This is a genomic window from Chryseobacterium sp. JUb7, assembly GCF_024806495.1.
Lineage (GTDB): Bacteria > Bacteroidota > Bacteroidia > Flavobacteriales > Weeksellaceae > Chryseobacterium.
The window spans coordinates 60,862-85,324 of sequence record NZ_JANUFF010000004.1 but is presented as its reverse complement, the minus strand read 5'-3'; the positions used below and the strand labels follow the sequence as shown (position 1 = coordinate 85,324).

Sequence of the window (24,463 nt, the reverse complement as noted above, 5' to 3'; positions counted from 1 at the left end):
AGTTCAAATGTTAGTTCAGTTTTTCAAAGGGGGCAGGCATATACTTGAGATAATAAATTTTTTTAATCGTTTCCGTTTTCCCATTTTATTTCTTCGCCCTGAGGAGCGGCACCGCCCTGAGCTTGAGTAATAGGAGCTGTTTCCTGATTGATATGATAAATGTAAGCGGCTATTTTTTCGGCATCCCGCCCAGTGATAGTACCTTCTTTAATGAAAGGTCTCATGGTAGGGTTATTTGGAGAACCGTTTTCAAGCATCCAGAACACATTTTTGAATAAACTTTTTTCTTTATGATTGATCCAATGGGTGTCTGTCAAATTGGGGCCTATTCCTCCTTTTCCACCGTCTCCATGGCAGGTTACGCAATTGGTTTTGAATAATTCCTGACCCTCGGCGATATTGTCTGCGCTATATTTGGCATTTTCAAGGTTGATCTGCGGAGCATTTTTCTCATATTCTTCAATGGAAGCCAGCATTGTTTTCGTTTCATGAGTAAGTTCAGCTTCAGGATGTGCATAATCGGTGAAGGCAAAGGCTGTTAAATAAACCACACAGAATATACATCCGAAATAGAACAGACCGATCCACCATTTGGGCAAAGAGTTGTCTAATTCTGTAATTCCATCGAAACCGTGATCAATCAAAATATCTTTTTCTTCAGTGGCAGACTGCTTTTTGAAAGCCGAATTCCAGAGTTTCTGAAAATACGGGGTATCTTTCTCTTCCAGAAATATATTCTTTTCCTCTTCGGATAATTTTCTGAAGTTTTCATTCTCAATCAAATCCCCGATGGAGTTCATGATGAAGAGCAGAATGATGGTGATAAGGATCAGCCCCCAGAAAAAAGGTGATGAAAAATAAGCGGTATCGTGCGCAAACATTTCGAATGCTAGAATAGTTAAACCTATTGTTACAGCGATATAGATGAATAATGGGGTTCTCGTTTTCATTTGTCTGTCAATTTAAATTAATCAGCACTTGCAGTTTGAATTTGTGTTGTTTTAATATCTGTACCCAGTCTCTGCAGGTAAGCGATCATGGCTACAATTTCTCTTTGTTCAAGCGGAACAAATGATGCTCCTTTTGCAGATCTGTCTTTTTCTAGCTGCTCTTTTACATCTGCAGCTTCAGAATAAATTCTTTGTACAATGGCTTTAGACTGGCTGTCTGCCCATTGGTTGGCAGAATCTATCTCAGCTTTGGTGTACGGAACATCAAAATAGTTTTTCATTAGTTTCATTTTGTCAACCATTTGTGTTCTGTTCAGCTTATTGGTAATCAGCCATGGAAAACGTGGCATAATAGATCCTGCAGACGTAATTCTTGGGTTGTACATATGTTTGAAGTGCCATGAATCCGGGTTTCTACCTCCCTCTCGGTGAAGATCAGGACCTGTTCTTTTTGATCCCCAAAGGAACGGTCTGTCGTAAATGAACTCTCCAGCTTTGGAATATTGCCCGTTTTTTCCTTCGAATCTTACAATCTCATCCCTGAAAGGTCGTATCATTTGCGAATGGCAGGAGTTACAGCCTTCACGGATATACAGATCTCTTCCTTCCAGTTCCAGTGGTGAATAAGGTTTTACTGCAGAAATGGTTGGTACACTTTGTTTTAAGGTTAAGGTCGGAATAATTTCCACCAGACCGCCGATCGCTATGGTTATAAAAGCTAATATTGATAATAATTTTGGAGTTCTTTCGATCCAGAGATGGACCCCTTCTCCTTCTTTCCTTACACTTCCGATATTGGCTAAAGCGGGTGCTTCTGCAGGAACATTTTTCTGGAATGAGCCTTGTCTGATGGTTTTAATGACATTCACTACCATTAAAACAGCTCCTGAAAGATAAAGAACACCTCCTAAAAATCTCATTTTGAAATAAGGAATAATAGCAGTGACAGTGTCTAACCAGTTTTTCCATAATAAAGTTCCGTCCGGATTGAACTGTTTCCACATGAGCCCCTGTGTGAATCCTGAAATATACATAGGTACGGCATAGAAAATAATTCCTAAAGTTCCCAGCCAGAAATGCCAGTTCGCCAGTTTTTTAGACCAAAGTTCAGTTCTCCACATCACAGGAATTAAATAATACACTACGCCAAAGGCCATGAAACCATTCCATCCCAATGCTCCCAAATGTACGTGACCGATTACCCAGTCTGTGTAATGCCCGATTTTATTTAATGATTTTGTTGCTAATAGAGGTCCTTCAAAAGTGGCCATTCCATAGCAGGTTACGGCGACTACAAAGAACTTTAAGATGGGGTTTTCTCTTACTTTATCCCAGGCACCTCTTAAGGTAAGAAGACCGTTCAGCATTCCTCCCCATGAGGGTGCAATCAGCATAATAGAGAAGCCTGTCCCCACTGCCTGAGCCCAAGCCGGCAAAGCAGTATACTGTAAGTGATGCGGCCCCGCCCAAAGGTAAACGAAGATCAGAGACCAGAAGTGAATAATGGATAATTTATATGAAAATACAGGTCTGTCTGCTGCTTTTGGTAAGAAATAATACATCAGACCAAGAACTGGCGTTGTCAATACGAAAGCGACTGCATTGTGACCATACCACCACTGTACCAGAGCATCTTTTGCTCCTGCATAGATGGAGTAGGATTTCCAGCTTGTGAATGATAACGGAACTTCGAGATTATTAAATATATGAAGCATTGCCACTGCAATCCAGGTTCCGATAAAAAACCAGATGGCTACATACAAATGTCTTACTCTTCTCTTGGCAATGGTTCCGAACATATTGATCCCAAAAACAACCCATGAGATGGTAATCAGAATATCAATAGGCCATTCGTGCTCTGCATATTCTTTTGAAGTGTTAATTCCCATTAAGAAAGTGATCACTACAGAAATAATCATGATCTGCCATGTCCAGAAATGAATCCAGGAAAGGGTATCACTGTACATTCTTGTTTTCAGTAATCTCTGCATGCTGTAATAAGCACCACAGAAAAAGGAATTACAGACGAACGCAAAAATAACCGCACTGGTATGGAGCATTCTTATTCTTCCGAAGCCTAATGCACCCTGTGTATTAATCAGACCCTGAATATTACCCGAAGACAGACTTTTGATGGTGGTATCGTCTGTTCCGAATAAAAATTCAGGAAGCTCGGGATAAAAAAGCATCAGTGCTGCCGTAAGACCTAATAAAAACCCCACAAGACCAAATGCAATTGTAGCATAGAGGAATGCCTTGACAATATTATTGTCATAACTAAATTTCTGCGTCTCCATAATTCCAATAGTTGTTGTACTGAAGTGATATTTTTCTTTAAAACAAAAATTTTAAAATATTTTTTTAACTTAAATGTTGATAAAAAATAAATATCATGTAGCGTAATAATGTTTTGCCAAAGGTATTCACTAACTTTGTGTAAGTCTAATAGATATACTTCTAAAATATACCGAAAACTTCTAAAATAAACACAATGAAAATATGTAGTCAAAATATTAGGAAAATCAGAAGAAATAAGGATTTTACCCAGGAATATATGGCATTTGAGATGGGAATTTCTCAGAAAGCATATTCTGATATTGAAAACTCCAAAGTGAAGATTAATCTGGATATATTAACTAAAATATCTGCTATTTTGGAAATTAAACCTTCGGAAATCTGCAGTATTTCGCACAAATGCGGGAACAATGAATATGAAAATAAATACCATGATCTTGTAGAGTATATGAAAAAGAATGATATTGCTATCCCAAAAGAGTATTTGTAAATTTTTTGTTAGATATAAAATCAAGAAAGGCTGTTTCATCATGAGACAGCCTTTCATTTTTAAAATATGCTTTTAATTTAGACCAGAATATTTTACGAATTAATCACAAAGACACAAATTTGTTTTCTATAGAATTAATTGAATATAATTTTTTGTTGATAAGTATCCTATCGCACTGAGCTTGTTGAAGTTTTTTTTATTTTAAAAGTTATATCGAGTTGAAATTTTATGTCTTTTGCGATTCACCAACTACTACTATAAAACAATTTGAAACGCATAAAAAACTTGGCAAGGATAACTTTCAGCTTCCATTATATTAGTTCTTGTACTTTATTTCTTCAGCAATCCGGGATAAAGAACTCCGTCTGTTTTTAAATTAAGTTTTAATAAATAAGCAATTAAAGGAGCGATATCTTCCTGTCCCATTAAAGGTAAAACCGTTCCTTGTTTAATATTTTTACCAAAAGCAACGAATCCTGTCTGAATTTCTTTAAAATCCGTAGGCAAGTATCCATGTGTTCCTCCGTCTGTTGCCTTTAATAATTCTCCGGCAGCTGTCGCTCCGAAACTTACTCCCTGATATGCTGCCAGTGCCAGTGATGCGGTCGGATCTCCCTGGGCATCTGCGACCTGTTGCTTATTCAAAACGTGAAAGAGTTTTTTGTATCCATCAGGAAGATTGTTAAGAAGATCATTTACTTTATTTAATGTGGCTTTATCATTAGGATTTTTTAAATGCAAAAAGGCGGAACCTCCACTTGCCTGAAAGTAAGCTTTCCAGTCTTCTTTTTTATCATTGTTGTATAATCCGGCTTTTGCAAGCATAACATTGGGATTAAACTGAGTATGAATATCCACAAAGCCATGATCTCCTGTTATAATAAATGTCGTATTTTCTCCAATTCCTGCTGCAGTGGCAGCATCAATAAGCGTTTTAATAGCTACGTCTGCCCCTGCTACAGCAGAACGAACTTTATCCCCGTCTCTGCCTTCTTCATGTTCAAAATGATCGGTGGCAGCAATATGAAGTGCTAAAAATGAGGGTTTGTATCTTTTCAGAATATAAGCAGCCATTCTTGCTTTGTTCTGATCTGTTACCGCATAATCTAAGCTTGCACCATATTCTCCGAATTTTCCTACTGCATAATCTTCAACTTCCTGAAAAAGTTCTTTTGGGGTCGATTCTAAGCTCATCGCTTTTACTTCATCTTTTTTCTCACCTTTATTCTTCGGAAGATAAACGTATTCCGGTAAATTGTAGGTAATGGGAGCACCTACTGTTACCGGCCAGCTCACCCCGGCAGTTGTAAGTCCCGCTTCTTTTGCAGCACTGAAAATTGTAGGCACCTTGATGTCCTTGTAAAACCAAAACCATTCTCCGGTAATTCCCAAAGGCTGAACCGGAGTATTATAGTAAATTCCATGTTTCGCTGGTAAAACTCCGCTTACGATTGTCGTGTGAGATGGGTAGGTAACTGTTGGAAATGAACCGCGCACTCCATTGGCGTAAGCCCCTTTTTTCATCATTTGTCTCAGGTTTACCATCGACCATTCAGGACTCAGATAAAACTCAGGTCTTAAACCGTCAATACTTATTAAAACGACATGGTCGGAATTGTTTTGAGCTTTCGCTAATCCCGTTGCCAGTGCAAGAAAAAGGAATATTTTTTTCATTGTAAAAATTTTTGCAAGATTAGGATATTAGTATTAATGGAATATGAATAGACTATTAAGTTTAATTTCTTTGTTAAATGTTTGTCAAGGATGAAAATTATTCACTCTGTTCATCAACTTTTATAAAGCATTCCATAAAATAAGGACCGAAAGTTTTTATATATTTAGGTCCATATTTTTCATTCTATGAACAACGAAAATAAAGAGGAACAAAAAGATTCTCTGGTTAGAGGGCTCACTAATCGGCATATTCAGCTGATAGCTCTTGGTGGTGCTATTGGTACAGGGCTTTTCCTGGGAATTGGTCCTGCTGCAGTATTGGCTGGTCCGTCAGTTATTTTAGGATACGCTTTGGCGGGTATTATCGCTTTTTTTATTATGCGCCAACTTGGTGAAATGGTAGTTCAGGAGCCCGTTTCTGGAAGTTTTAGTTATTTTGCCTATAAATATTGGGGAAATTTCCCCGGTTTTGCTTCCGGTTGGAATTATTGGATTCTCTATATTTTAGTAAGTATGGCCGAGCTTACGGCGATTGGCCATTATGTTCATTTTTGGTGGCCTGATATTCCGCTTTGGGCTTCAAGTTTATTCTTTTTTATTGTGATCAATGCTCTTAATCTGGCTTCTGTAAAGGTATATGGTGAAACTGAATTTTGGTTTTCCATTATCAAAGTGGTGGCAATTATTGCGATGATTGTCTTTGGAATTTATTTGCTGATAAGCGGAACGGGAGGTGAGAAGGCCGGTATTTCCAATTTATGGAATGACGGCGGTTTTTTCCCGAAAGGCTTTTTTAATAAAGATTCTAATGGATATTCAGGACTTTTTTCGGCAATGGCGATGATCATGTTTTCATTCGGAGGATTGGAACTGATAGGAATTACCGCTGCAGAAGCCAAAAATCCCGAAAAAACAATTCCAAAGGCAACAAATCAGGTGATCTACAGAATATTGATTTTCTATGTCGGAGCTTTGGTTATTTTATTTTCCTTAAGCCCGTGGAGAGAAATTACAGAAGGGACAAGCCCGTTTGTTATGGTTTTCCAAAATTTAAATGGATTGGAATTTACCATGTTTGGAAAAGTAATTCAATTCAATGTTTTGATTGCTAATGTACTTAATTTAATTGTTTTGACAGCTGCTTTGTCGGTGTATAATAGTAGCGTTTACAGCAATAGCCGAATGCTGTTCGGATTGGCACAACAAGGCAATGCACCGAAATTTTTAACGAAACTTAATAAAAGCAGCGTTCCGACAAATGCTATTTTGATTTCATCGTGTTTTGCAGGGATTTGTATCATTATTAATAAACTGGTTCCGGAAAAAGCTTTCGAATATTTAATGGCTTTAGTCGTTTCTACATTGATTATCAATTGGCTGATGATTTGTTATACTCATTTGAAATTCAAAAAAAGTAATATTAATTCCGGGGTTAAGCTAAAGTTTCCTTCTATATTTTATCCTGTTTCCAACTATATCTGTATTGCTTTTTTATTATTAATTTTAGTGCTGATGAGCATAACAGGAATGGAAATTCAGGTAATTTTGATTCCGGTGTGGCTGGTATTTTTATTTTTGATGTATAAATTATACAAACCTAAATCGAATTAATAACAATAAATTAAAGGATGGATTTTATCTATCCTTTTTTATTTTTAATTTATTGAAAGCCTAAGAGGATTCGGAATTTGATTTTTTGGGAAATGGCTAAATCTTCAATTTTATTTTAGAGATAAAAATTAGCAAATAAAAGTGATAAAAAATGACTTTTACTGTTTTAGTTGATATTTATTAATATGAAGATTCATATAAATCAGGATTGTCGATGTAATAAATTGTTGACTCCTACAGAAAAGGCATTTTTCACTCCAAAAAGACTGAAAAGAATATTGTTCCTGATGCATTACGCCTCCATCAGATAAGTCAGACCCGCATTTAGCGGGTTTTATTTTTGAAAGAATTTAAAACTCCAATTAAAGTATTATAAAAACTTTCAGGCTTGAAAAAGCAAAAACCACCCTAAAAAGGATGGTTTGTAGACCCACAGGGATTCGAACCCCGACTGACGGTACCAAAAACCGGAGTGCTACCGTTACACTATAGGTCTGTTTTATTTTGGTAGTACGAATTTACAGTTTTTTTTATTATTTGCAAATACCTTGTCTAAAAAAGTGAAAAAAAATTGATCAGATAAACTTTAAAATAGCATAAAAAAACCACCCTTAAAAAAGGATGGTTTGTAGACCCACAGGGATTCGAACCCCGAATGACGGTACCAAAAACCGGAGTGTTACCGTTACACTATAGGTCTGTTTTATTTTGGTGATGCAAATTTACAGCTTTTTTCATTATCTGCAAGAACTTTTTAAACTTTTTTTTAAATTTACTCCACATTTTATTCATAGAAATTATGCTCATAGATTTCAATAATCTCAATATTAATAAATTATCATTCGAAACAGAATTTGAAAAAAAAATCAAAAATTTTCTTGATGATTGGTTTTCTGATTCTGAAAATGTAAATGTTCAGACTTCAGGATCTACAGGAACGCCTAAAGTTTTTGAAATTGAAAAAAAGAGAATGATCAATTCTGCGGTGATGACCTGTGATTTTTTAGGACTTAAAAAAGACGATACCGCTTTGATTTGTCTTCCGGTAGAATATATTTCCGGAAAAATGATGATCGTACGTTCTTTGGAAAGGCATTTAAAATTAATAACTGCTGAGCCTTCATTGAAGCCTCTTGAAAGCCTAAATGATCCCATTGATTTTTGTGCTATGACACCTTTGCAGGTAGAAAACTCTTTAGATCAATTGCATCTGATCAAAAATTTAATTATTGGCGGAGCGGCTGTTTCTGAAAATTTGAAAGTAAAAATTGAGAAGGAATTAACAACCATCAACCATCAATTATCAACCAAAATATTCGAAACCTACGGAATGTCGGAAACGCTTTCTCATATAGGTTTAAAACAAATTTTTCCTGTTGCGGAAGATTATTTTACAGTCTTTGAAAACGTCTCTGTTTCTACAGATGAGAGAGGGTGTCTTAAAATTTATGCGCCTGACCTTAATGCAGAAATATTACAAACGAATGATTTAGTTGAAATTAAAAATGAAAATAAGTTCAAATTTTTGGGACGGATAGATCATGTTATTAATTCCGGAGGAGCTAAAATATTTCCTGAGCAGCTGGAAGCTCTTGTTAAGAAAGAAATTTCTAATGAGGTTGTTTTTCTGGGAAAACCGGATGAAAGTTTGGGACAGAAATTAATATTAATAATAGAAGGAGAAGAATCAGAAGAGCTGATTAAAAAAGTGGCATCTGTTCAGTTTGATAAAAATTTTTATAAACCCAAAGAAATTGTTTTTGTAGAAAAAATTCCAAGAACTCCGAACGGAAAAGTAAATAGAATAGCATTGAAAAATATATTATAAAGTCATTTATCTTTACTCTTTAATCTCTTAATTTAGTAAAATGAAAGATTTTTCAAAAGAACTTAGTTTTAAAACTTCCCGCAGCAGTGGTGCGGGAGGGCAAAACGTAAATAAAGTGGAAACGGCAGTTACCGTTCTGTGGAATGTTGAGAAATCTGAGTTTTTTAATGAAGATCAGAAATATTTAATTCTGAATAAACTGAAAAACAGAATCAATTCTGAAGGGTTTTTATTTTTCACTGTTTCTGAAAGCAGAACTCAATTAATGAACAAAAATAAGGCAATTGAGAAAATTCTGGATATGGTGGCTCAGTCTTTAATTATTCCTAAAAAACGATTTGCCACAAAACCTTCAAAAGCTCAGAAACAAAAAAGACTTGATACCAAGAAAAAACTTTCGGATAAAAAAGAAAACAGGAAGTTCAGGTATTAAGAAGTGAAAATTCATTGTAATAAAAATATTATTTTTGCCGGAAATTTTAAATAATGATTAAAAAACTAATAACATTAGGCTTATTTTCGATTTCGGCAATATCATTTGCCCAACAAAAATTTTCCATTATTCCTTCTGTAGGATATGCATGGAGGACCGCAGCAATGCCGAAAGGCATCAGCAATGAAGAAAGAAATTATATTAAAGGACTGAAAAGCGGGGTTAATTTTGATGTTTCGGCATATTATAATGTGAAAAATGTAGGGATTGGTTTAAAATATTCCAATTACAGTGCTTCTAGTGACGGACGATTGAGTGTTATTGATCAAAATGGAAACAGAGTCTCAGCTAACGTAAGTACTAAAGATCAAATTACTTTTTGGGGACCGGCGTTAATGTATTCCAACTACAACGAAGAAACGAAGCATAAGTTATTTATGGATGTTGGAATAGGTGTAATTTCCTATAAAACAGTGACCGGTTTTGTAACCGGAAAAGGAAACAGTTTAGGATTAGAAGCTGATTTTGCCTATCAGTATGCTGTAACAAAGAATATTCTTATAGGTCCAAAGCTTGGATTGACTGCCGGAACATTATCAAAAATGACGTTCAACGGGCAGACAGTTCACTTTGATGATGATCAAAAAGAAGGTTTACACAGAGTTTCTTTAAGTGCAGCAGCTTCATTCCGTTTTTAAGTTTTATCTTTGCAAAAATTAAAAAAAATATGAACAAGCCGATTACTGAATTCATAGAAAAATATTATCTGCACTTCAATGCAGCAGCATTAGTAGATGCTTCTAAAGGATATGTAGCACACCTAAAAGAGGGTGGAAAAATGATGATTACTTTGGCAGGAGCAATGTCTACTGCTGAACTTGGGAAAATTCTTGCTGAGATGATTCGCCAAGATAAAGTAGATTTCATTTCTTGTACAGGAGCGAATCTTGAAGAAGATTTGATGAACCTTGTTGCACATTCTCACTATGAAAGAGTTCCTCATTACAGAGATTTAACAGCTCAGGACGAGTGGGATCTTTTGGAAAGAGGTCTTAACAGAGTTACAGATACCTGTATCCCTGAAGAAGAGGCTTTCAGAAGATTGCAGAAGCATATCGTGGAGATCTGGAAAGATGCGGAAGCAAAAGGAGAAAGATATTTCCCTCACGAATTTATGTATAAAATGATTCTTTCAGGAGTTTTGGAGCAGTATTATGAGATTCCTAGAGAAAATTCATGGATGATTGCAGCGGCAGAAAAAAACTTACCAATCGTAGTTCCGGGATGGGAAGATTCTACAATGGGTAACATTTTTGCTTCTTACTGCATCAAAGGTGAATTAACTGCAACAACGATGAAATCAGGTATCGAATACATGACTTATTTGGCAGATTGGTACACTAAAAACTCAGGTGGAAAAGGAGTCGGATTCTTCCAGATTGGTGGAGGTATCGCAGGAGATTTCCCAATCTGTGTTGTTCCAATGTTGTATCAGGATATGGAAATGCATGACATTCCGTTCTGGTCTTATTTCTGCCAGATTTCAGATTCAACGACTTCTTACGGTTCATATTCGGGAGCTGTTCCTAATGAGAAAATTACTTGGGGTAAATTGGATATCACAACACCGAAATTTATCGTTGAAAGTGATGCAACGATCTGTGCGCCATTGATGTTCTCATACATCTTAGAAAATTAATAAAGCAGGAAGGTGAAAATCTGAAGCTTGAAGTTATATAAACGCTCCGATTGGAGCGTTTTTTTGTTCTCTTCCACAAATTTTGACAGATACTTAGGGAATAATTGGATGATGTCAGTCCATAGAATTGATCAGAACAAAATATCGATACGCCAAAACGCCCTTTTGAAGCTTGGTCAGTGTATTAGGATCTTTATCACTTAATTTAGGCAATATCGCTTTATTGACTTTATTCAAAAAGCTGAAAAATGATTTTTTCATAACAAAATATTTTAGTGATTATGATTTAACCTTCAAAAATTGTGCGAAATAGAATGTTGTTGTAAATTAAAGATTATAAATCAGCTTTTGGCGGATTTCATCAATAGATCTAAAAGAAAAATTGCCCATCATAAGACAGGCAATTCAGCACTAACAAAAATTAAATTATTTATTATTTCTATGTTTATGGATTTCCGTACATATTAGACTCACCGCCGTCTATGGCAATCACTTGCCCGGAAACATATCCGTTTTCATCACTCAGTAAATATGCGACTAAGTTTCCGACATCTGTAGGATCGCCTAATTTTCGGGTAGGGTTTCTGGATGCATATTCTTTCTCTGCAACCTCAGGGTTTTCAGGATTTACCTGTTTGAAAGCTTCTGCGACCATCGGTGTTAAAATCGCACCCGGAGCAATCGCATTCGTTAAAATATTATCTTTGCCATATTCCAAAGCTGCATTTTTTGTCATTCCGGCAACAGCATGTTTTGTCGCAACGTATGCCGTCTGATTTAAAACGCCTCGGATACCACCTACAGAAGCTACATTTACAATTCTTCCACCTCCGTTTTTCTGGAGTTCAGGAATTACATATTTCATTCCGTAATATACTCCTAAAAGATTAATATCAATTACTTTTTTGAAAACATTGATGTCATAATCAACCATTGGTGCCTGCTTACCTTCAATTCCTGCATTGTTGTAAAGTCCGTCAACTTTTCCGAACTCTTTTACCGTTTCATCCACATAATTTTTTACATTTTCTTCCACAGAAACATCTGCTGCAACCGTCAGAAATTTGATTTCAGGAAATTTTTTCTGTAATTCTTCTTTGGTTTTATTTAATGCTTCATCATTATAATCTACAAGTGTAAGATCAGCTCCTTTGGATGCTAAAACTTCTGCTGCAGCTAATCCTAGTCCCATTGCAGCTCCTGTTACAATGATTACTTTTCCTTTTAAATTTGCCATAGTTTTATGAATTTTATAATATTAAAGTTACGGGATATATACCTCATAGGTCTTGATGTATGATAAGGAATTGAAAATATAATTATACATGATTTAAAAATGATTTGAATGTATTTAGAATCTGTTTTTAAGCCAAACTTATTTCATATTTTTGAACGATATAAATTCATAAAAATGGATGAAATTTTTAAACAACAGGTTTGGGAAATTACAAGATTAATTCCTAAAGGGAAAGTAACGAGCTACGGAGCTATTGCAAAAGCTGTAGGATATCCTAATCATTCCCGTCATGTTGGAAAAGCCATGGGAGGATGCCCGAAAGATGTTCCTGCTCACCGTGTAATTTCCAGTTCAGGGACTTTATCTGTTCCCGAATTTCAGAAAAAACTGGAAGCAGAAGGTATTGTTGTTGAAAATTTTAGAATTAAGAATTTTAAAAAAATCTTTTGGGATCCTTTGAATGAATTGTAATCAGCTCTATGAAAAACTCTTTTAAACTTTTATCTTTACTTCTGCTAATACTTATTTTCAGCTGTTCAGATAATTCAAGTAAAGTATATGATACTTTAGCTTCTGATTTTTCAGATTCTATCGAAAAATATAACGCAACAAGATTTGATTTTCAATATGATGCTTTGACTCCCCAATCTTCTTATTTTGTAGGGTGTAAATTGAAATTTCTAAAATTGGAAAGCAATGGAGAGATAGTAAGCATTCGTCAAAAAGTTACATTTGAAAATGACTCGATTTCGAGGATTTTTATGGTAAAATCAATTAATATCGAAAACAGGAATAAAAAGGAAAATATAGTTTCTATAGTTGATTACAGGAATAGGATTGTGAAAACTTACATTAATGACAAACTTGAAAGAAGTGTAAAAGTCAGCAGGAGCTCAAAAAAAGAACAGGAATTTATTTATGAGATAAAAAATAATACAGAGATTAAGTATAACTGTGGGAAACTAAAAATAAATAATAATAGGTAAAATATTTCGGGGCGACTTTGTCGCCCCGAAATATTTTATTTTTTTACTTTTGAATTTTTTAATTCTTCATTCAGTCTGTCAATTTCTTGTTTTAATAAGGAGATATAATCCTGAAGATTCTGAATAACAGAAGTTGAAATATTATTAAATTGTGTGATAACTCCGGATGATGAGGATGCATTGTCATTATATACCGGATGATCATTATTTACAACAATTTTAGCATCTTCCTCTTCGTATATTTCTTCCAGGGGGATATTTAAAAAATGTGCGATTTTTTCCCATTCATCTTTGATGATTTTTACATCTCCACTTTCTTTTCTGCTATAATTAGAAACATCCGTAGCAATCACATCAGCAATCTGTTGCTGGGTGTATCCTTTTTTCTTTCTTGCTATACGTAATTTTTCTTTTTGCATATCACAGTTTTTTACAAAAGTATAAAAAAGAAAGATGTGTACAAGATGTGTACAAAAAAAATGCAAAAAATATACAATAGAATTCTACATGGTGTGATATATGAGTTTTATAATTTTATCAAACGTAAAAAACAAAGAAATGAAAAAACAATTATTTATAGCAGGAATGCTTTTCCTGCTGGTTGCGCAATCCTGTAGCAGCAACGACGAATTATCTTCTCAAAATGATCAGCCAAAAAAAGAAGTGGATAACAGATTAACTTCTGATTCTAAAACTTTATCGGGCTACATTAAAAATCAGTTGACGATCAGTACTAAAATCAAAGATCTATTAGATCAGGAAAAAGGGGCTGATTTTTCAATGATTCAAACCGGATTAGAGAAGGTGAAAACGGTTGATGATCTTAAAATGCTTTACAAAAACGCCAATGTAAAAAATATAGATCAGCTTATCACGTTATATCAGGAGCTAAATTCAAATACGCAGACTTTTGTCGGAAGTAATCCGGATTTCTATTCTAAATACAAGGAAGATGAAAGACTATCTTTGCTAACGAATGAGATAGATTCTCAACTTGATGCAAGCAATATCTTCGGAACTGCACGAGCAAATTGTCAGGCTAATTTTGCTACGGCTAGTAGAAGGTGTATGAGAAATTATTTAATGTCAATGACTGTTGCTGTTGTAGGCGGTACAATATCGTTTGGAGCAGGTGCAGTTATAGCTGGTGCAGCAGCGACGGCAGTGATGATAGCCTGTAATTCCGATGCAGAGTCAGATTATCATACTTGTATGAATGGAAAAAACTCTTAATTTAAGCTTATGAAATTCAATTATGTATTTATTATTTTTTTTATAGCATTAATTTCTATTCAAATATTTGATAAGGAAGATAAGTACTTTTTTGTTCAGATTATTATCTTAGCAGCATTGCTTATTCTTGCTATTATAGCCTGGAGTAAAAAAAGAGGCTCCAGAGAATAAAAATATTTAAACGAAAAATAAAAATTCCAATATAGAGTTTCGGGGCGACAAAGTCGCCCCGAAACTCTATAACTTTTACTTTAGTAATGATTCAATAGCTTTCACTACTTCGACAGGCTTTTCTTTTACAGCTTCCAAATGATCCGCTGAAAATTCTAAAAACTGTTTGGGCTCAGAAGCGTTTGCATAAATCACTTCTCCCTGAGAGTAAGGAACTGTTTTATCATTTTTACTGTAAATAAAAAGTGTAGGAAGTCCTTTTGTATATTTAATATCTTCTTTAGCCGAATATACCGATACCAGCATCTGCTCAAGCATACTTTTATAGTCAGGTGCAAAAACAGCTGCGATATCAGCGAATGAAGACATCCCACCATCGATAATTAATCCGGAAATTTTGTCTTTATTGGTTCTTGCCAAATGAGTTGCTACCTGTGAGCCTAAAGAAGCTCCGTAAAATAAAATTTTTGTGTTTTTCACATCATTCCTTTTAGAAATAAAATCAAAAAACTTTTGTCCGTCTTCAGCAACATTTTGGTGAGTCGGAGTTCCTGTTGACTTTCCATATCCCCGGAAATCTACCATTACAACCTGAAATCCTTTCTCAACTAATGGTTGGGTCATAAAAGTATAAGTACTCACATTTCCTCCTGCACCATGGAAAAATAAAACAGTAACTTTAGGTTTCGTCTGGGTTGGTTTTAAAAAAATAGCTGTAATAGTATCTTTATCTACAGGAAAATCAATGTTTTCATATTTTACATTTTCTATTGGTTTTAATTCCTTTTTAGGTTGATAGAATTTGTCATCAAGTTGTGCACTGCAAAGTTGAAGAATGAATACAAAAAAGAATGTAATAACGGTTTTCATAGGGTATTGTTTTTAATTGTTGAAGCAAAGATATTGTAGATTTCAGTTGTTTAAAAAAATAGATGACTGAATGGTTGTTTTTGATTTCTAAAACGTTTCTTTTAAAGATTGAAATATTTAAATAAAAAATCGGAACTACTTTCGCAGCTCCGATTTCTCAATATAAAATAGTCAAATTATTTTTCTAACTGTTTGTAACTTCTCTGAATAAATTCTGTAAGTTCTTTTCCTTTCAGCAAATTCTGAGAAAGTTTGGCCAGATCCAAAGCATATTTTATCAATCCTTCTTTCTCTTCAGTGTTTTCTGTTTTCAAAATCTGATTGGCAAATTCACTGTTGGAGTTCACAACAAGATTATACATTTCCGGGAAGCCACCCATTCCAAACATTCCGCCACCGCCTGTAGCCTGCATTTCTTTCATTCTTCTCATAAATTCAGGCTGAGTAATGGTAAAAGGCGCATCAGAACTATCCAGATCTTCAAGCTGAACCGTGAATTTTGTATCATTAATTGTTTCTTCGACATCTTTTTTCAATGATTCTTTTTCAGTATCATTTAATTTGGAAATAATAGGCTCGTCTTTTTTAATCAAATTATTCACATGATCCGCATCTACTCTTACAAAAGAAATTTTGTCTTTTGAAGTTTCAATTTTTTGAATAACATGAGAAATAATAGGAGAATCTAAAAGTAAAACTTCATACCCTTTATCTTTTGCAGATTGAATATAGCTGTGCTGTTCATCAGCATTTGAAGCATACAGAACAATTGTGTTGCCGTCTTTATCTGTCTGATTAGGTTTAATTTTTTCTTCTAATTCATTCCACAAGAAATATTTTCCGTCAGTGGTAGGATATAGTGTAAACTTATCTGATTTTTCGGCAAATTTTTCTTCAGTTACAATTCCGTATTCAATAACAACTTTGATGTCATTCCATTTTTTCTCGTAATCTTCACGGTTTTCGTTGATTAAAGAAGACATTTTGTCGGCCACTTTTTTAGTGATGTAAGAAGAAATTTTCTTCACAGCACCGTCTGCCTGTAAATATGAACGGGAAACGTTCAATGGAATATCCGGAGAGTCAATAACTCCACGAAGAAGCATTAAGAAATCCGGAACAATACCTTTTACTTCGTCGGTTACAAAAACCTGATTTTGATATAATTGAATTTTATCTTTATCAATATTTAAGCTATTGTTCAGTTTCGGAAAGAATAAAACTCCTGTCAAATTAAACGGATAATCAACATTCAGGTGAATGTTAAATAAAGGTTCTTCGAATTGCATAGGGTACAATTCGTGGTAGAATTTCATATAATCCTCATTGGTCAGCTCATTGGGAGCAATTGTCCATGCCGGAGTAGGGTTGTTAATGATATTATCTACTTCTTCCGTTTCTGCGACAGCATCTTCAGGAGCGTCTTCCGGTAAAGGCAGGGTGTGGGTTTTTGTTCCGAATTTAATAGGAACAGGCATGAATTTGTTATATTTCAATAACAATTCACGAATTTTTCCTTCTTCTAAAAATTCTGTTGAATCTTCTGCAATGTAAAGGGTGATTTCCGTTCCTCTGTCAGTTTTATCGGTTGTTTCTTCTAAAGTAAATTCTGGACTTCCGTCACAGATCCAACGAACTGCGGGTTCGTCTTTATAAGATTTTGTTAAAATTTCAACTTTTTCAGCTACCATAAAAGCAGAGTAGAAGCCAAGTCCGAAATGTCCTATAATTCCGGAATCTTTTGCAGAATCTTTATATTTTTCCAGAAACTCTTCAGCTCCCGAAAAAGCAACCTGGTTGATGTATTTTTCAACCTCTTCAGCCGTCATTCCGATCCCCTGGTCAATAATACGAAGTGTTTTATTTTCTTTGTCGATTTTAACTTCAAGTTTTGGATTTCCATAGTCTACCTTCGCTTCTCCAATACTTGTTAAATGCTTTAATTTTAAAGTAGCATCCGTTGCATTTGATATCAGTTCTCTCAAGAATATTTCGTGGTCACTGTAAAGAAATTTTTTGATAAGCGGGAAAATATTTTCCACAGATACATTTATATTTCCTTTAGTCATAATAATTTTTGTTTTTTAATTTCCTACCTCTAATTCAAAAAAAATACCGTTTGATGAAAAGTGACATTTTGACATTGTTTTGCCGGAAGCTTAAGGTTGGGGAGTGTGTTAGGTGATCACATTTAGTGAAAGTATTGAATTCAGAGGTCTGTTTTTAACTTTTATCTTCTATTTACCATCAAAGTAAGAATAATGTATGACCATTACTCAATGAAATGCATTACTTTTAACCCTTAAATTATTTAATAATGAAGTTGAAATGTACAGTTTTTATTCTGCTCATCATGACGTGTTTTATGTATGGACAGAAAAAGCCTTTAGACCATTCTGTTTACGACAGCTGGCAAAATATAGGTGCGAGAAAAATCTCAAATGATGGAAAATGGATCGCCTATTCTGTAGATGCCCAGGAAGGAAATTCCAATCTTTTTTTGTATTCAGTTAAAAACAAAAATTCTAAAAAGTTTCCCAGAGGAACAAAAATGGAGTTTACGAATGATTCCAGGTTTGGTGTTTTCCAGATACGCCCTTTATATAAAGATATAAAAGCGGTAAAGGATAAAAAGCTGAAACAAAATAAGCTAACAAAAGACAGCCTTGTTATCGTTGACTTTTCAAGTGGTAAAACGGAGAAAATTCCTAATGTAAAAGGATTTAAAATTCCTGAAAAAGGAGCTTCATATGTTGCTTATCTTCTGGAAAATATGAAAGATAAATCTTCGGATGATGCTTCTGATAAAGATGATGGAGATGAAAAGAAAGATGATGATAAAAACTCAAAACCATTGCAGTTAGTTGTACGAAATCTTTTGAATGGAAAAAGTACAACCTATGATAATGTATCTCGTTACGAATTTAGTAATAATGGGAAGCAGCTCGTTTTTGTAACCAAAAAACCTGAAGAGAAAATCAAAAAAGATAAAAAAGATTCATTGGATGATAAATCTGCAGATAAAAAAGTTGCAGATAAATCGAAGCCAAAGAAATATACGCTTCAAACCGTACAGGTAGTTGATTTACAAACCGGAACAGTCAATAAGATTTCAGAAATGGAAGGCGATTTTTTACAGCTGTCTTTTGATGAGGAAGGAAATCAGCTGGCATTTGTAGGAACTTCTTCTGCACAGAATGATTTAGTGAAACTGTATCAGTTGTATTATTTTAATTTTAAAAATAATAAAAAGGAAATAGTAGCGAATGATCATTCGCAGATGAAAAAGAATTGGGTAATTTCCGAAAATCGTCTGCCGATATTCAGTAAAAATGGAAAACAACTGTACTTTGGTGTTGCTCCAAAACCTGTTGCAAAAGATACCGCAATGATTGCCAACGATCATGCGGTTGTGGATATTTGGAACTATAAAGACGATTATCTGCAAACGGTGCAACTAAAAGACTTGAAAAATGATCTGAAAAAATCTTATGCAGCAGTAATGCAAACAGAAAAACCAGATTTCTTCACGAATATTGATGGTGAGGATTTGGATACTTTAAGATTGGTAAACGAAGGAAATGCCGAATTTACATTGGGTATAACCAGTTTCAATAATAGAATTTCTTCGCAATGGGAAGGTTCAACAAAGAAAACTTATTTTCTTATTGATAATAAAACAGGGGAAAGAACAGAAATTATTCAAAATCTGAACGGTGCAGTGGCTGTATCGCCGCTAGGTAAATTCGCTGTTATTTTTGACAGAGAAAAAGGAAAATGGTTCAGCTATAATGTGAAAACAAAGAAAATACTTGCACTCAATAACGAAGTACCTGTTTCTTTTGTGGATGAAGAGTTTGATATGCCGGATTTTCCGGACCCTTATGGGATCGCCTCCTGGACGGATAATGATGAATCTGTGATTATTAAAGACCGTTTTGACCTTTGGGAGTTTTTCCTTAACGGCTCAAAAAAGCCAAGAAATATCACGAATGGATTTGGACGTAGAAATAAAATAACATTTGATACATACAATTTAGATAAAGATATTAAAAGCTTAAACCGAAAATCTTCTGTTTATTTGTCGGCATTTGACAATACATCCAAATCGAACGGAATTTTTAAGACATCCATTCACTCAAATGCTGATCCTGAAAAAATTCAGATGGAAAATGTCTGGGGATACCGCAGCCTTCAAAAAGCGAAAAATGCAGAGGAATATATTTTGATTAAAGAGTCCTATACCGATTCTCCGAATATTTTTGCAACATCAGATTTCTCTAAGCAGGACAAGCTGAGTAATACGAATCCTCAGCAAAACGGTTATAACTGGGGAACAGACGAGTTAGTGCACTGGACGACGCCAAAAGGAAACTTATCTACAGGGGTTTTATATAAACCGGAAGATTTCAATCCGAACAAGAAATATCCTATGATTGTCTATTTCTATGAAAAACTTTCTGATAATCTGAATCGTTATGTAGCTCCGGCTCCTACACCTTCGAGATTGAATATTTCATATTTTGTAAGCAACGGATATTTGGTTTTTACCCCTGATATTTCTTACACTGATGGCTTACCTGGTGAGTCTGCTATGGAATACATTAATTCCGGAGTTGAAAAATTAAAACAAAATCCGTGGATAGATGGTACAAAAATAGGAATTCAGGGGCAAAGTTGGGGTGGCTATCAGGTAGCTTATCTTATTGCTCATACTGATATGTATGCCGCAGCGTGGAGTGGTGCTCCTGTGGTAAATATGACTTCTGCATATGGAGGAATCCGCTGGAGCTCAGGGATGAACCGTCAGTTTCAGTATGAAAAATCACAGAGCAGATTAGGGAAAAATCTATGGGAAGCACCGGATCTTTATATTAAAAATTCGCCACTTTTTGCAATTGATAAAGTGAAAACTCCGGTGGCCATTATGAGTAATGATAAAGATGGGGCAGTGCCTTGGTATCAGGGTATTGAAATGTTTACTGCATTACGCCGTCTAGGAAAACCGGTTTGGCTTCTGAATTATAATGGCGACGATCATAATCTTATGAAACGTCAGAACAGAAAAGATATCCAGATCCGTGAACAGCAGTTTTTTGATTATTATCTTAAAGGTGCTAAAGCTCCGGCCTGGATGACCAAAGGAGTTCCTGCCACACAAAAAGGAAAAGACTGGGGATTTGAGTTAACGGACGACAAACCTTAGTAGAAAATAAAACCCGGCGGAGCCAAAGGCTCCGCCGGGTTTTATTAATATATCTTTAGAAATTACTGTTTTTTATTAGCAATTGCTTCTTTGATTTTATTTTCTAATTCCTCAGAAAGCTCAGGATTGTCTTTCAGTACATCTTTCACTGCATCACGACCCTGTCCTAATTTTGTTTCTTCATAACTGAACCAAGAACCACTTTTTTTCACGATTCCCTGCTCTACAGCCTGATCTAGAATTTCTCCTGTTTTAGAAACACCTTCTCCGTACATGATGTCGAATTCTGCCTGTTTGAAAGGTGGAGCGACTTTGTTTTTCACAATTTTCACTTTTACACGGCTTCCAACAGCTTCATCTCCATTTTTAATAGGAGCACTTGCTTTTCTGATGTCTACCCTTACAGAAGCATAGAACTTCAGGGCGTTACCTCCGGTTGTTGTTTCAGGATTTCCGAACATTACACCGATTTTCTCTCTCAACTGGTTGATGAAGATTACAGTACATTTAGTTCTTGAAATGGTAGCTGTCAGTTTTCTCAATGCCTGAGACATTAATCTTGCATGAAGACCCATTTTAGAATCACCCATTTCTCCTTCAATTTCCGCTTTTGGAGTAAGAGCAGCCACAGAGTCAATGACAACGATGTCAATTGCCCCTGAACGGATTAAGTTATCAGCAATTTCCAAAGCCTGCTCACCATTATCCGGCTGAGAAATAATAAGGTTTTCTAAATCGATTCCTAATTTTCCGGCATATCCTCTGTCAAAAGCATGTTCAGCATCAATAAATGCGGCAATACCACCTGCCTTCTGAGCTTCAGCGATAGCATGAAGTGTTAAAGTTGTTTTACCTGAAGATTCAGGTCCGTAGATCTCGATAATTCTGCCTCTTGGATATCCACCCACTCCTAAAGCGATGTCTAACCCTAAAGATCCGGAAGGAATTACTTCAATAGTATTGTCTACAGCATCATCTCCCAATGTCATTACTGTTCCTTTTCCGTATGTTTTATCTAGCTTGTCAAGCACCAATGCAAGTGCTTTTTTCTTATCGTCAATATTACTCATCTGTTGTTATAATAATTTCTCAAAAATAAGGAAATTTACGATCAAAAACTAATATTATTTATTACCGAAATTCGTTTTTATAGTTAAAAATTTCTAAAATTTAAAGGCTTAATTCCTTCAAAACGAAATCGATGTGGATGTAAAAATGATCAATAAATTTAGTGGAAATTTGAATTGTCTGTTATTCTTAAATAATCTTCCAAAACTTTCAGCTGGTCTTTATTTCCTTTTTGAATTCTGGCTTTACGGCTCACCGTATGGTCATAAATTTTATTGATCAGCCACTTTGTTTTCGGGAAAAGATTTTTATTTTTGACGTCCGGAATCTGAAGTCTTTTGCAAACTTCATCATCCAGCAGATACCATGTACAGCAAATGTGCAGATAACGTAGATTTTTTCGCTGAAACTCGTATTTTAAAATAGGATTTTCCAGAGATTCGTTCAGTAAAGAATGAGCAAGTAAAACAGAATCTTTATCTGAGGAAGGTTGAACGGATGTCCATAAATAAAAATATTCTGTAGCCTGTTTTTTGTCATTGGGCAGTAAGTTTTCGGGAATTCCCAAAAGATAGCCTACATATTTCCAAAGGTGGAAAAGTCCTTTTTCTTCTTGAGGAGAAAAAGTATTTCCTAATTTTTTAAGACTGTGAAGAAAAACAAGACTAAAGCCAATGTAAGTAGCCATCATATCCCAGGAGTTGATGGGCTCGCCCCAGTTTTCAGTGTCCCAGTCTTTATAATGTTTTTTTATGGAAAGCCTTGCGTAGGAATGAATCAAACGGGTTTTTATAGCAAATTCATATCCCTTTTTATGGATTTCCAAAGCATCATATCGGGTAACATTGACCCAAAAGTCCAGAGTTTCAGAAAGTCGTTTTACAGCCCCTTTTTTTAAGGCTTCGGTGGCGATCAGCGGCTTGTTGAGATAGGCGTAATCATATCCTCCGATCAGGCAGTAATCTCTGAGAGAAATTAAAGAATCGAGGTTGCTCCTCATACAAAGTTCTGCTCCACTTTTTAAAAGATCATAATCCAGCCAATCCGGGATACGCTGGGTCTGCATAAAAAGGGTTTTTACACTGCCTTGCACATCATCATGATCTGAAATCCCGTTTCGAATATAATTTTCAATTTCTCTAGAGGCTTCGGAGTATTTTTTAGTGAAATAAACATCTTTTACAACTTCATCCCCAATTTCATCAACATGATAGAAATTTTGTGAAAATTTTTCAAAGTCATCAAAACTCACCTTTGCTCCGGAAAATTCTATGAGTTGTTTTCCGTTGCCTTTTGTCCAAAAATCTCTAAAATGTTGTGAATCTTTAAAACGCGGTTGTAAAGTTGCTTTTTCCATTACCTATAAAAGTACAAGTTTTACGCCGAAATTTCGCCGTGAGATTTATCAGTTTAAACGTAAATTATTTTATAGGATATAAATTTACAATTAAATTAATCCATTTTCGAAAGCCTTTTTCAAAAGCTCTTTGCTGTTTCTGGATTTGGTTTTTCTTAAGATATTCTTTCGGTGTGTACGGACTGTATGTTCTGATAGAATAAGTATTTTCGCAATTTCTGGTCCCGAATAGCCTTTAGCGATCAGCGATAAAATTTCGTTTTCTCTTTTTGTCAGACTTTCCAAAAGTTCGTCATCAACTTTACAATCCAGATTGACCTGATGGAAATCCTTTCTGTGCCCGATACCTGATACCAAAACGGTATGTGGGTTCTCTTTTGTAATATGGTTAATATTGGTATGGATATTTATCGATTGCACTAGTTGGCCATGTTCATCTTCCATTGTCGGAATGGCCTGATGATGGAATAATTCATATTTTCCACTGGCTGTTTTCATTCTGAAACAATAGCTTGCTTTTGTGTACAGTTGATGTTTTAAGCCAATTTCAACCATTTTTTGAATGACAGTCTGTTCGGCTTTCATGACGAATTCAATATCATCGGGATGAGTAAGATCAATGACTTCTTTTAAATTCTCAGGGTATTTTTTTAAACCGTGGAGCTTTAAAATATTTTCATGATGGTGAGAAAGGGTACTGTTGGTAAGGTTTAACACATAATAGTAATATTCACCAATAGCAAACATTTCGCCAATAATACGTTCAATAGGAGGGATACTAAGATTTTTTTTTCCGCTTTGTCGGACACCAGGATAAGTGTTCCAGACTTCAATTAAAGGATGTTTTTTCTCTGCATCTTCCATGAAACTTAGTTTTGATGTTAAAAATAACGAAATTAACTTAAGAAATACTACAAAAGGGGGATTTTTTTGCGTCGATAAAATTTGAAACTTTGTAAATCTAATAACCGTGAAAGCTTAAATTTTATTAGCTGTTTAATTTTGTAGCTGATATTTTCATATATTCTATTTTTAAATCAAAAAAATTTTAACTATAGGCATATTAAATGATTATGAGGAGAAATTATATTTACTTCTTTAAAATTATTTTGCAAAAAATATCATAGTTTACCTTTTTCTTTTTAGTTGTTTGAAAATGATAAACTATAGCCTCTCAATATTGAGAGGCTTTTTTTATTTATTGACTCTTAATCATCATTTATATCCCAAAAATCACCCAAACGGGCCATTTTTTTGTATTCATGAAATTTTAAACTTTGCCTTAATAATACAAAGTAATACATCAAATTGTTGATGGATGTTTTTGAATATTGCTAAAAATAAAAACACATGCA

The 24,463-nt window shown here is 34.8% G+C and carries 21 protein-coding genes and 2 tRNA genes; 10 read left to right on the top strand and 13 right to left on the bottom strand.

Annotated features, from left to right (window positions below; all coding sequences use genetic code 11):
* Positions 1-62: 62 nt before the first annotated feature.
* Entirely contained in the window at positions 63-950 is an 888-nt protein-coding gene (locus tag M2373_RS09375) for a cbb3-type cytochrome c oxidase N-terminal domain-containing protein (RefSeq protein WP_259109965.1), read from the bottom strand.
* Between the two features lie 17 nt (positions 951-967).
* The gene (gene ccoN / locus M2373_RS09370; RefSeq protein WP_259109963.1) at positions 968-3,247 is read right to left on the bottom strand and encodes a cytochrome-c oxidase, cbb3-type subunit I; all 2,280 of its coding nucleotides are present in this window, start codon (positions 3,245-3,247) and stop codon (positions 968-970) included.
* A 194-nt stretch (positions 3,248-3,441) separates the two neighbouring features.
* On the opposite strand from ccoN, the gene M2373_RS09365 reads away from it, so the two are divergent.
* Positions 3,442-3,735 carry a helix-turn-helix domain-containing protein gene (locus M2373_RS09365; protein ID WP_259109961.1) on the top strand — a complete coding sequence of 98 codons (294 nt, stop codon included), beginning with the start codon at positions 3,442-3,444 and terminating at the stop codon, positions 3,733-3,735.
* 330 nt (positions 3,736-4,065) lie between these two features.
* On the opposite strand, the gene M2373_RS09360 is transcribed toward M2373_RS09365, so the two are convergent.
* Positions 4,066-5,409, bottom strand: coding sequence for an alkaline phosphatase family protein (locus M2373_RS09360; protein ID WP_259109958.1), 1,344 nt, complete (start codon positions 5,407-5,409; stop codon positions 4,066-4,068).
* Positions 5,410-5,595: 186 nt separating this feature from the next.
* Here M2373_RS09360 and M2373_RS09355 point away from each other — a divergent pair, with 186 nt between their 5' ends.
* Positions 5,596-7,020, top strand: a complete 1,425-nt coding sequence (locus tag M2373_RS09355) for an amino acid permease (RefSeq protein WP_259109956.1) — start codon at positions 5,596-5,598, stop codon at positions 7,018-7,020.
* Positions 7,021-7,445: 425 nt separating this feature from the next.
* Here M2373_RS09355 and M2373_RS09350 read toward each other — a convergent pair.
* Positions 7,446-7,516, bottom strand: a tRNA-Gln gene (locus M2373_RS09350).
* Positions 7,517-7,649: 133 nt separating this feature from the next.
* A tRNA-Gln gene (locus M2373_RS09345) sits at positions 7,650-7,720 on the bottom strand.
* A gap of 99 nt (positions 7,721-7,819) precedes the next feature.
* On the opposite strand from M2373_RS09345, the gene M2373_RS09340 reads away from it, so the two are divergent.
* The 4 genes from M2373_RS09340 to M2373_RS09325 are packed head-to-tail and all read left to right on the top strand — an operon-like array spanning position 7,820 to position 10,980.
* Positions 7,820-8,848, top strand: a complete 1,029-nt coding sequence (locus tag M2373_RS09340) for an AMP-binding protein (RefSeq protein WP_259109952.1) — start codon at positions 7,820-7,822, stop codon at positions 8,846-8,848.
* 40 nt (positions 8,849-8,888) lie between these two features.
* On the top strand, positions 8,889-9,281 hold the full coding sequence (arfB, locus tag M2373_RS09335) for an alternative ribosome rescue aminoacyl-tRNA hydrolase ArfB (RefSeq protein WP_259109951.1): 393 nt from the start codon (positions 8,889-8,891) through the stop codon (positions 9,279-9,281).
* A 53-nt stretch (positions 9,282-9,334) separates the two neighbouring features.
* Positions 9,335-9,979, top strand: a complete 645-nt coding sequence (locus M2373_RS09330; RefSeq protein WP_259109950.1) for a hypothetical protein — start codon at positions 9,335-9,337, stop codon at positions 9,977-9,979.
* A 29-nt stretch (positions 9,980-10,008) separates the two neighbouring features.
* The gene (locus M2373_RS09325) at positions 10,009-10,980 is read left to right on the top strand and encodes a deoxyhypusine synthase family protein (protein WP_259109946.1); all 972 of its coding nucleotides are present in this window, start codon (positions 10,009-10,011) and stop codon (positions 10,978-10,980) included.
* Between the two features lie 114 nt (positions 10,981-11,094).
* Here the strand turns inward: M2373_RS09325 and M2373_RS09320 are convergent, their stop codons facing one another.
* Together M2373_RS09320 and M2373_RS09315 are read right to left on the bottom strand one after the other, a co-directional pair.
* Entirely contained in the window at positions 11,095-11,241 is a 147-nt protein-coding gene (locus M2373_RS09320; RefSeq protein ID WP_259109943.1) for a hypothetical protein, read from the bottom strand.
* A gap of 184 nt (positions 11,242-11,425) precedes the next feature.
* Positions 11,426-12,217 (bottom strand): glucose 1-dehydrogenase, encoded by a 792-nt coding sequence (locus tag M2373_RS09315; RefSeq protein WP_259109941.1) that lies wholly within the window; start codon positions 12,215-12,217, stop codon positions 11,426-11,428.
* A gap of 174 nt (positions 12,218-12,391) precedes the next feature.
* Between M2373_RS09315 and M2373_RS09310 the strand changes: the two genes are divergently transcribed.
* Both M2373_RS09310 and M2373_RS09305 read left to right on the top strand, forming a co-directional pair.
* Positions 12,392-12,688: an MGMT family protein gene (locus M2373_RS09310; protein WP_259109938.1), complete on the top strand. Its 297-nt coding sequence runs from the start codon at positions 12,392-12,394 to the stop codon at positions 12,686-12,688.
* An 8-nt stretch (positions 12,689-12,696) separates the two neighbouring features.
* Positions 12,697-13,203, top strand: coding sequence for a hypothetical protein (locus tag M2373_RS09305; protein WP_259109936.1), 507 nt, complete (start codon positions 12,697-12,699; stop codon positions 13,201-13,203).
* A gap of 35 nt (positions 13,204-13,238) precedes the next feature.
* On the opposite strand, the gene M2373_RS09300 is transcribed toward M2373_RS09305, so the two are convergent.
* Complete coding sequence (locus M2373_RS09300) at positions 13,239-13,622, bottom strand: helix-turn-helix transcriptional regulator (RefSeq protein ID WP_259109934.1); 384 nt, start codon at positions 13,620-13,622, stop codon at positions 13,239-13,241.
* A gap of 139 nt (positions 13,623-13,761) precedes the next feature.
* On the opposite strand from M2373_RS09300, the gene M2373_RS09295 reads away from it, so the two are divergent.
* On the top strand, positions 13,762-14,436 hold the full coding sequence (locus M2373_RS09295) for a hypothetical protein (RefSeq protein WP_259109932.1): 675 nt from the start codon (positions 13,762-13,764) through the stop codon (positions 14,434-14,436).
* 246 nt (positions 14,437-14,682) lie between these two features.
* Here M2373_RS09295 and M2373_RS09290 read toward each other — a convergent pair whose 3' ends face one another.
* Together M2373_RS09290 and htpG are read right to left on the bottom strand one after the other, a co-directional pair.
* On the bottom strand, positions 14,683-15,477 hold the full coding sequence (locus M2373_RS09290; protein WP_259109929.1) for an alpha/beta hydrolase: 795 nt from the start codon (positions 15,475-15,477) through the stop codon (positions 14,683-14,685).
* A gap of 176 nt (positions 15,478-15,653) precedes the next feature.
* Positions 15,654-17,546 carry a molecular chaperone HtpG gene (gene htpG / locus M2373_RS09285; RefSeq protein WP_259109927.1) on the bottom strand — a complete coding sequence of 631 codons (1,893 nt, stop codon included), beginning with the start codon at positions 17,544-17,546 and terminating at the stop codon, positions 15,654-15,656.
* 248 nt (positions 17,547-17,794) lie between these two features.
* Here htpG and M2373_RS09280 point away from each other — a divergent pair, with 248 nt between their 5' ends.
* Positions 17,795-20,683 carry a S9 family peptidase gene (locus M2373_RS09280; RefSeq protein ID WP_259109925.1) on the top strand — a complete coding sequence of 963 codons (2,889 nt, stop codon included), beginning with the start codon at positions 17,795-17,797 and terminating at the stop codon, positions 20,681-20,683.
* A 62-nt stretch (positions 20,684-20,745) separates the two neighbouring features.
* Here the strand turns inward: M2373_RS09280 and recA are convergent, their stop codons facing one another.
* From recA to M2373_RS09265, 3 genes are all read right to left on the bottom strand, one after another.
* Positions 20,746-21,753 (bottom strand): recombinase RecA, encoded by a 1,008-nt coding sequence (gene recA, locus M2373_RS09275; protein WP_259109923.1) that lies wholly within the window; start codon positions 21,751-21,753, stop codon positions 20,746-20,748.
* Between the two features lie 158 nt (positions 21,754-21,911).
* Positions 21,912-23,108, bottom strand: a complete 1,197-nt coding sequence (locus M2373_RS09270; protein WP_259109921.1) for an oxygenase MpaB family protein — start codon at positions 23,106-23,108, stop codon at positions 21,912-21,914.
* 90 nt (positions 23,109-23,198) lie between these two features.
* Entirely contained in the window at positions 23,199-23,972 is a 774-nt protein-coding gene (locus M2373_RS09265) for a response regulator transcription factor (protein WP_259109919.1), read from the bottom strand.
* Positions 23,973-24,463: the final 491 nt, after the last annotated feature.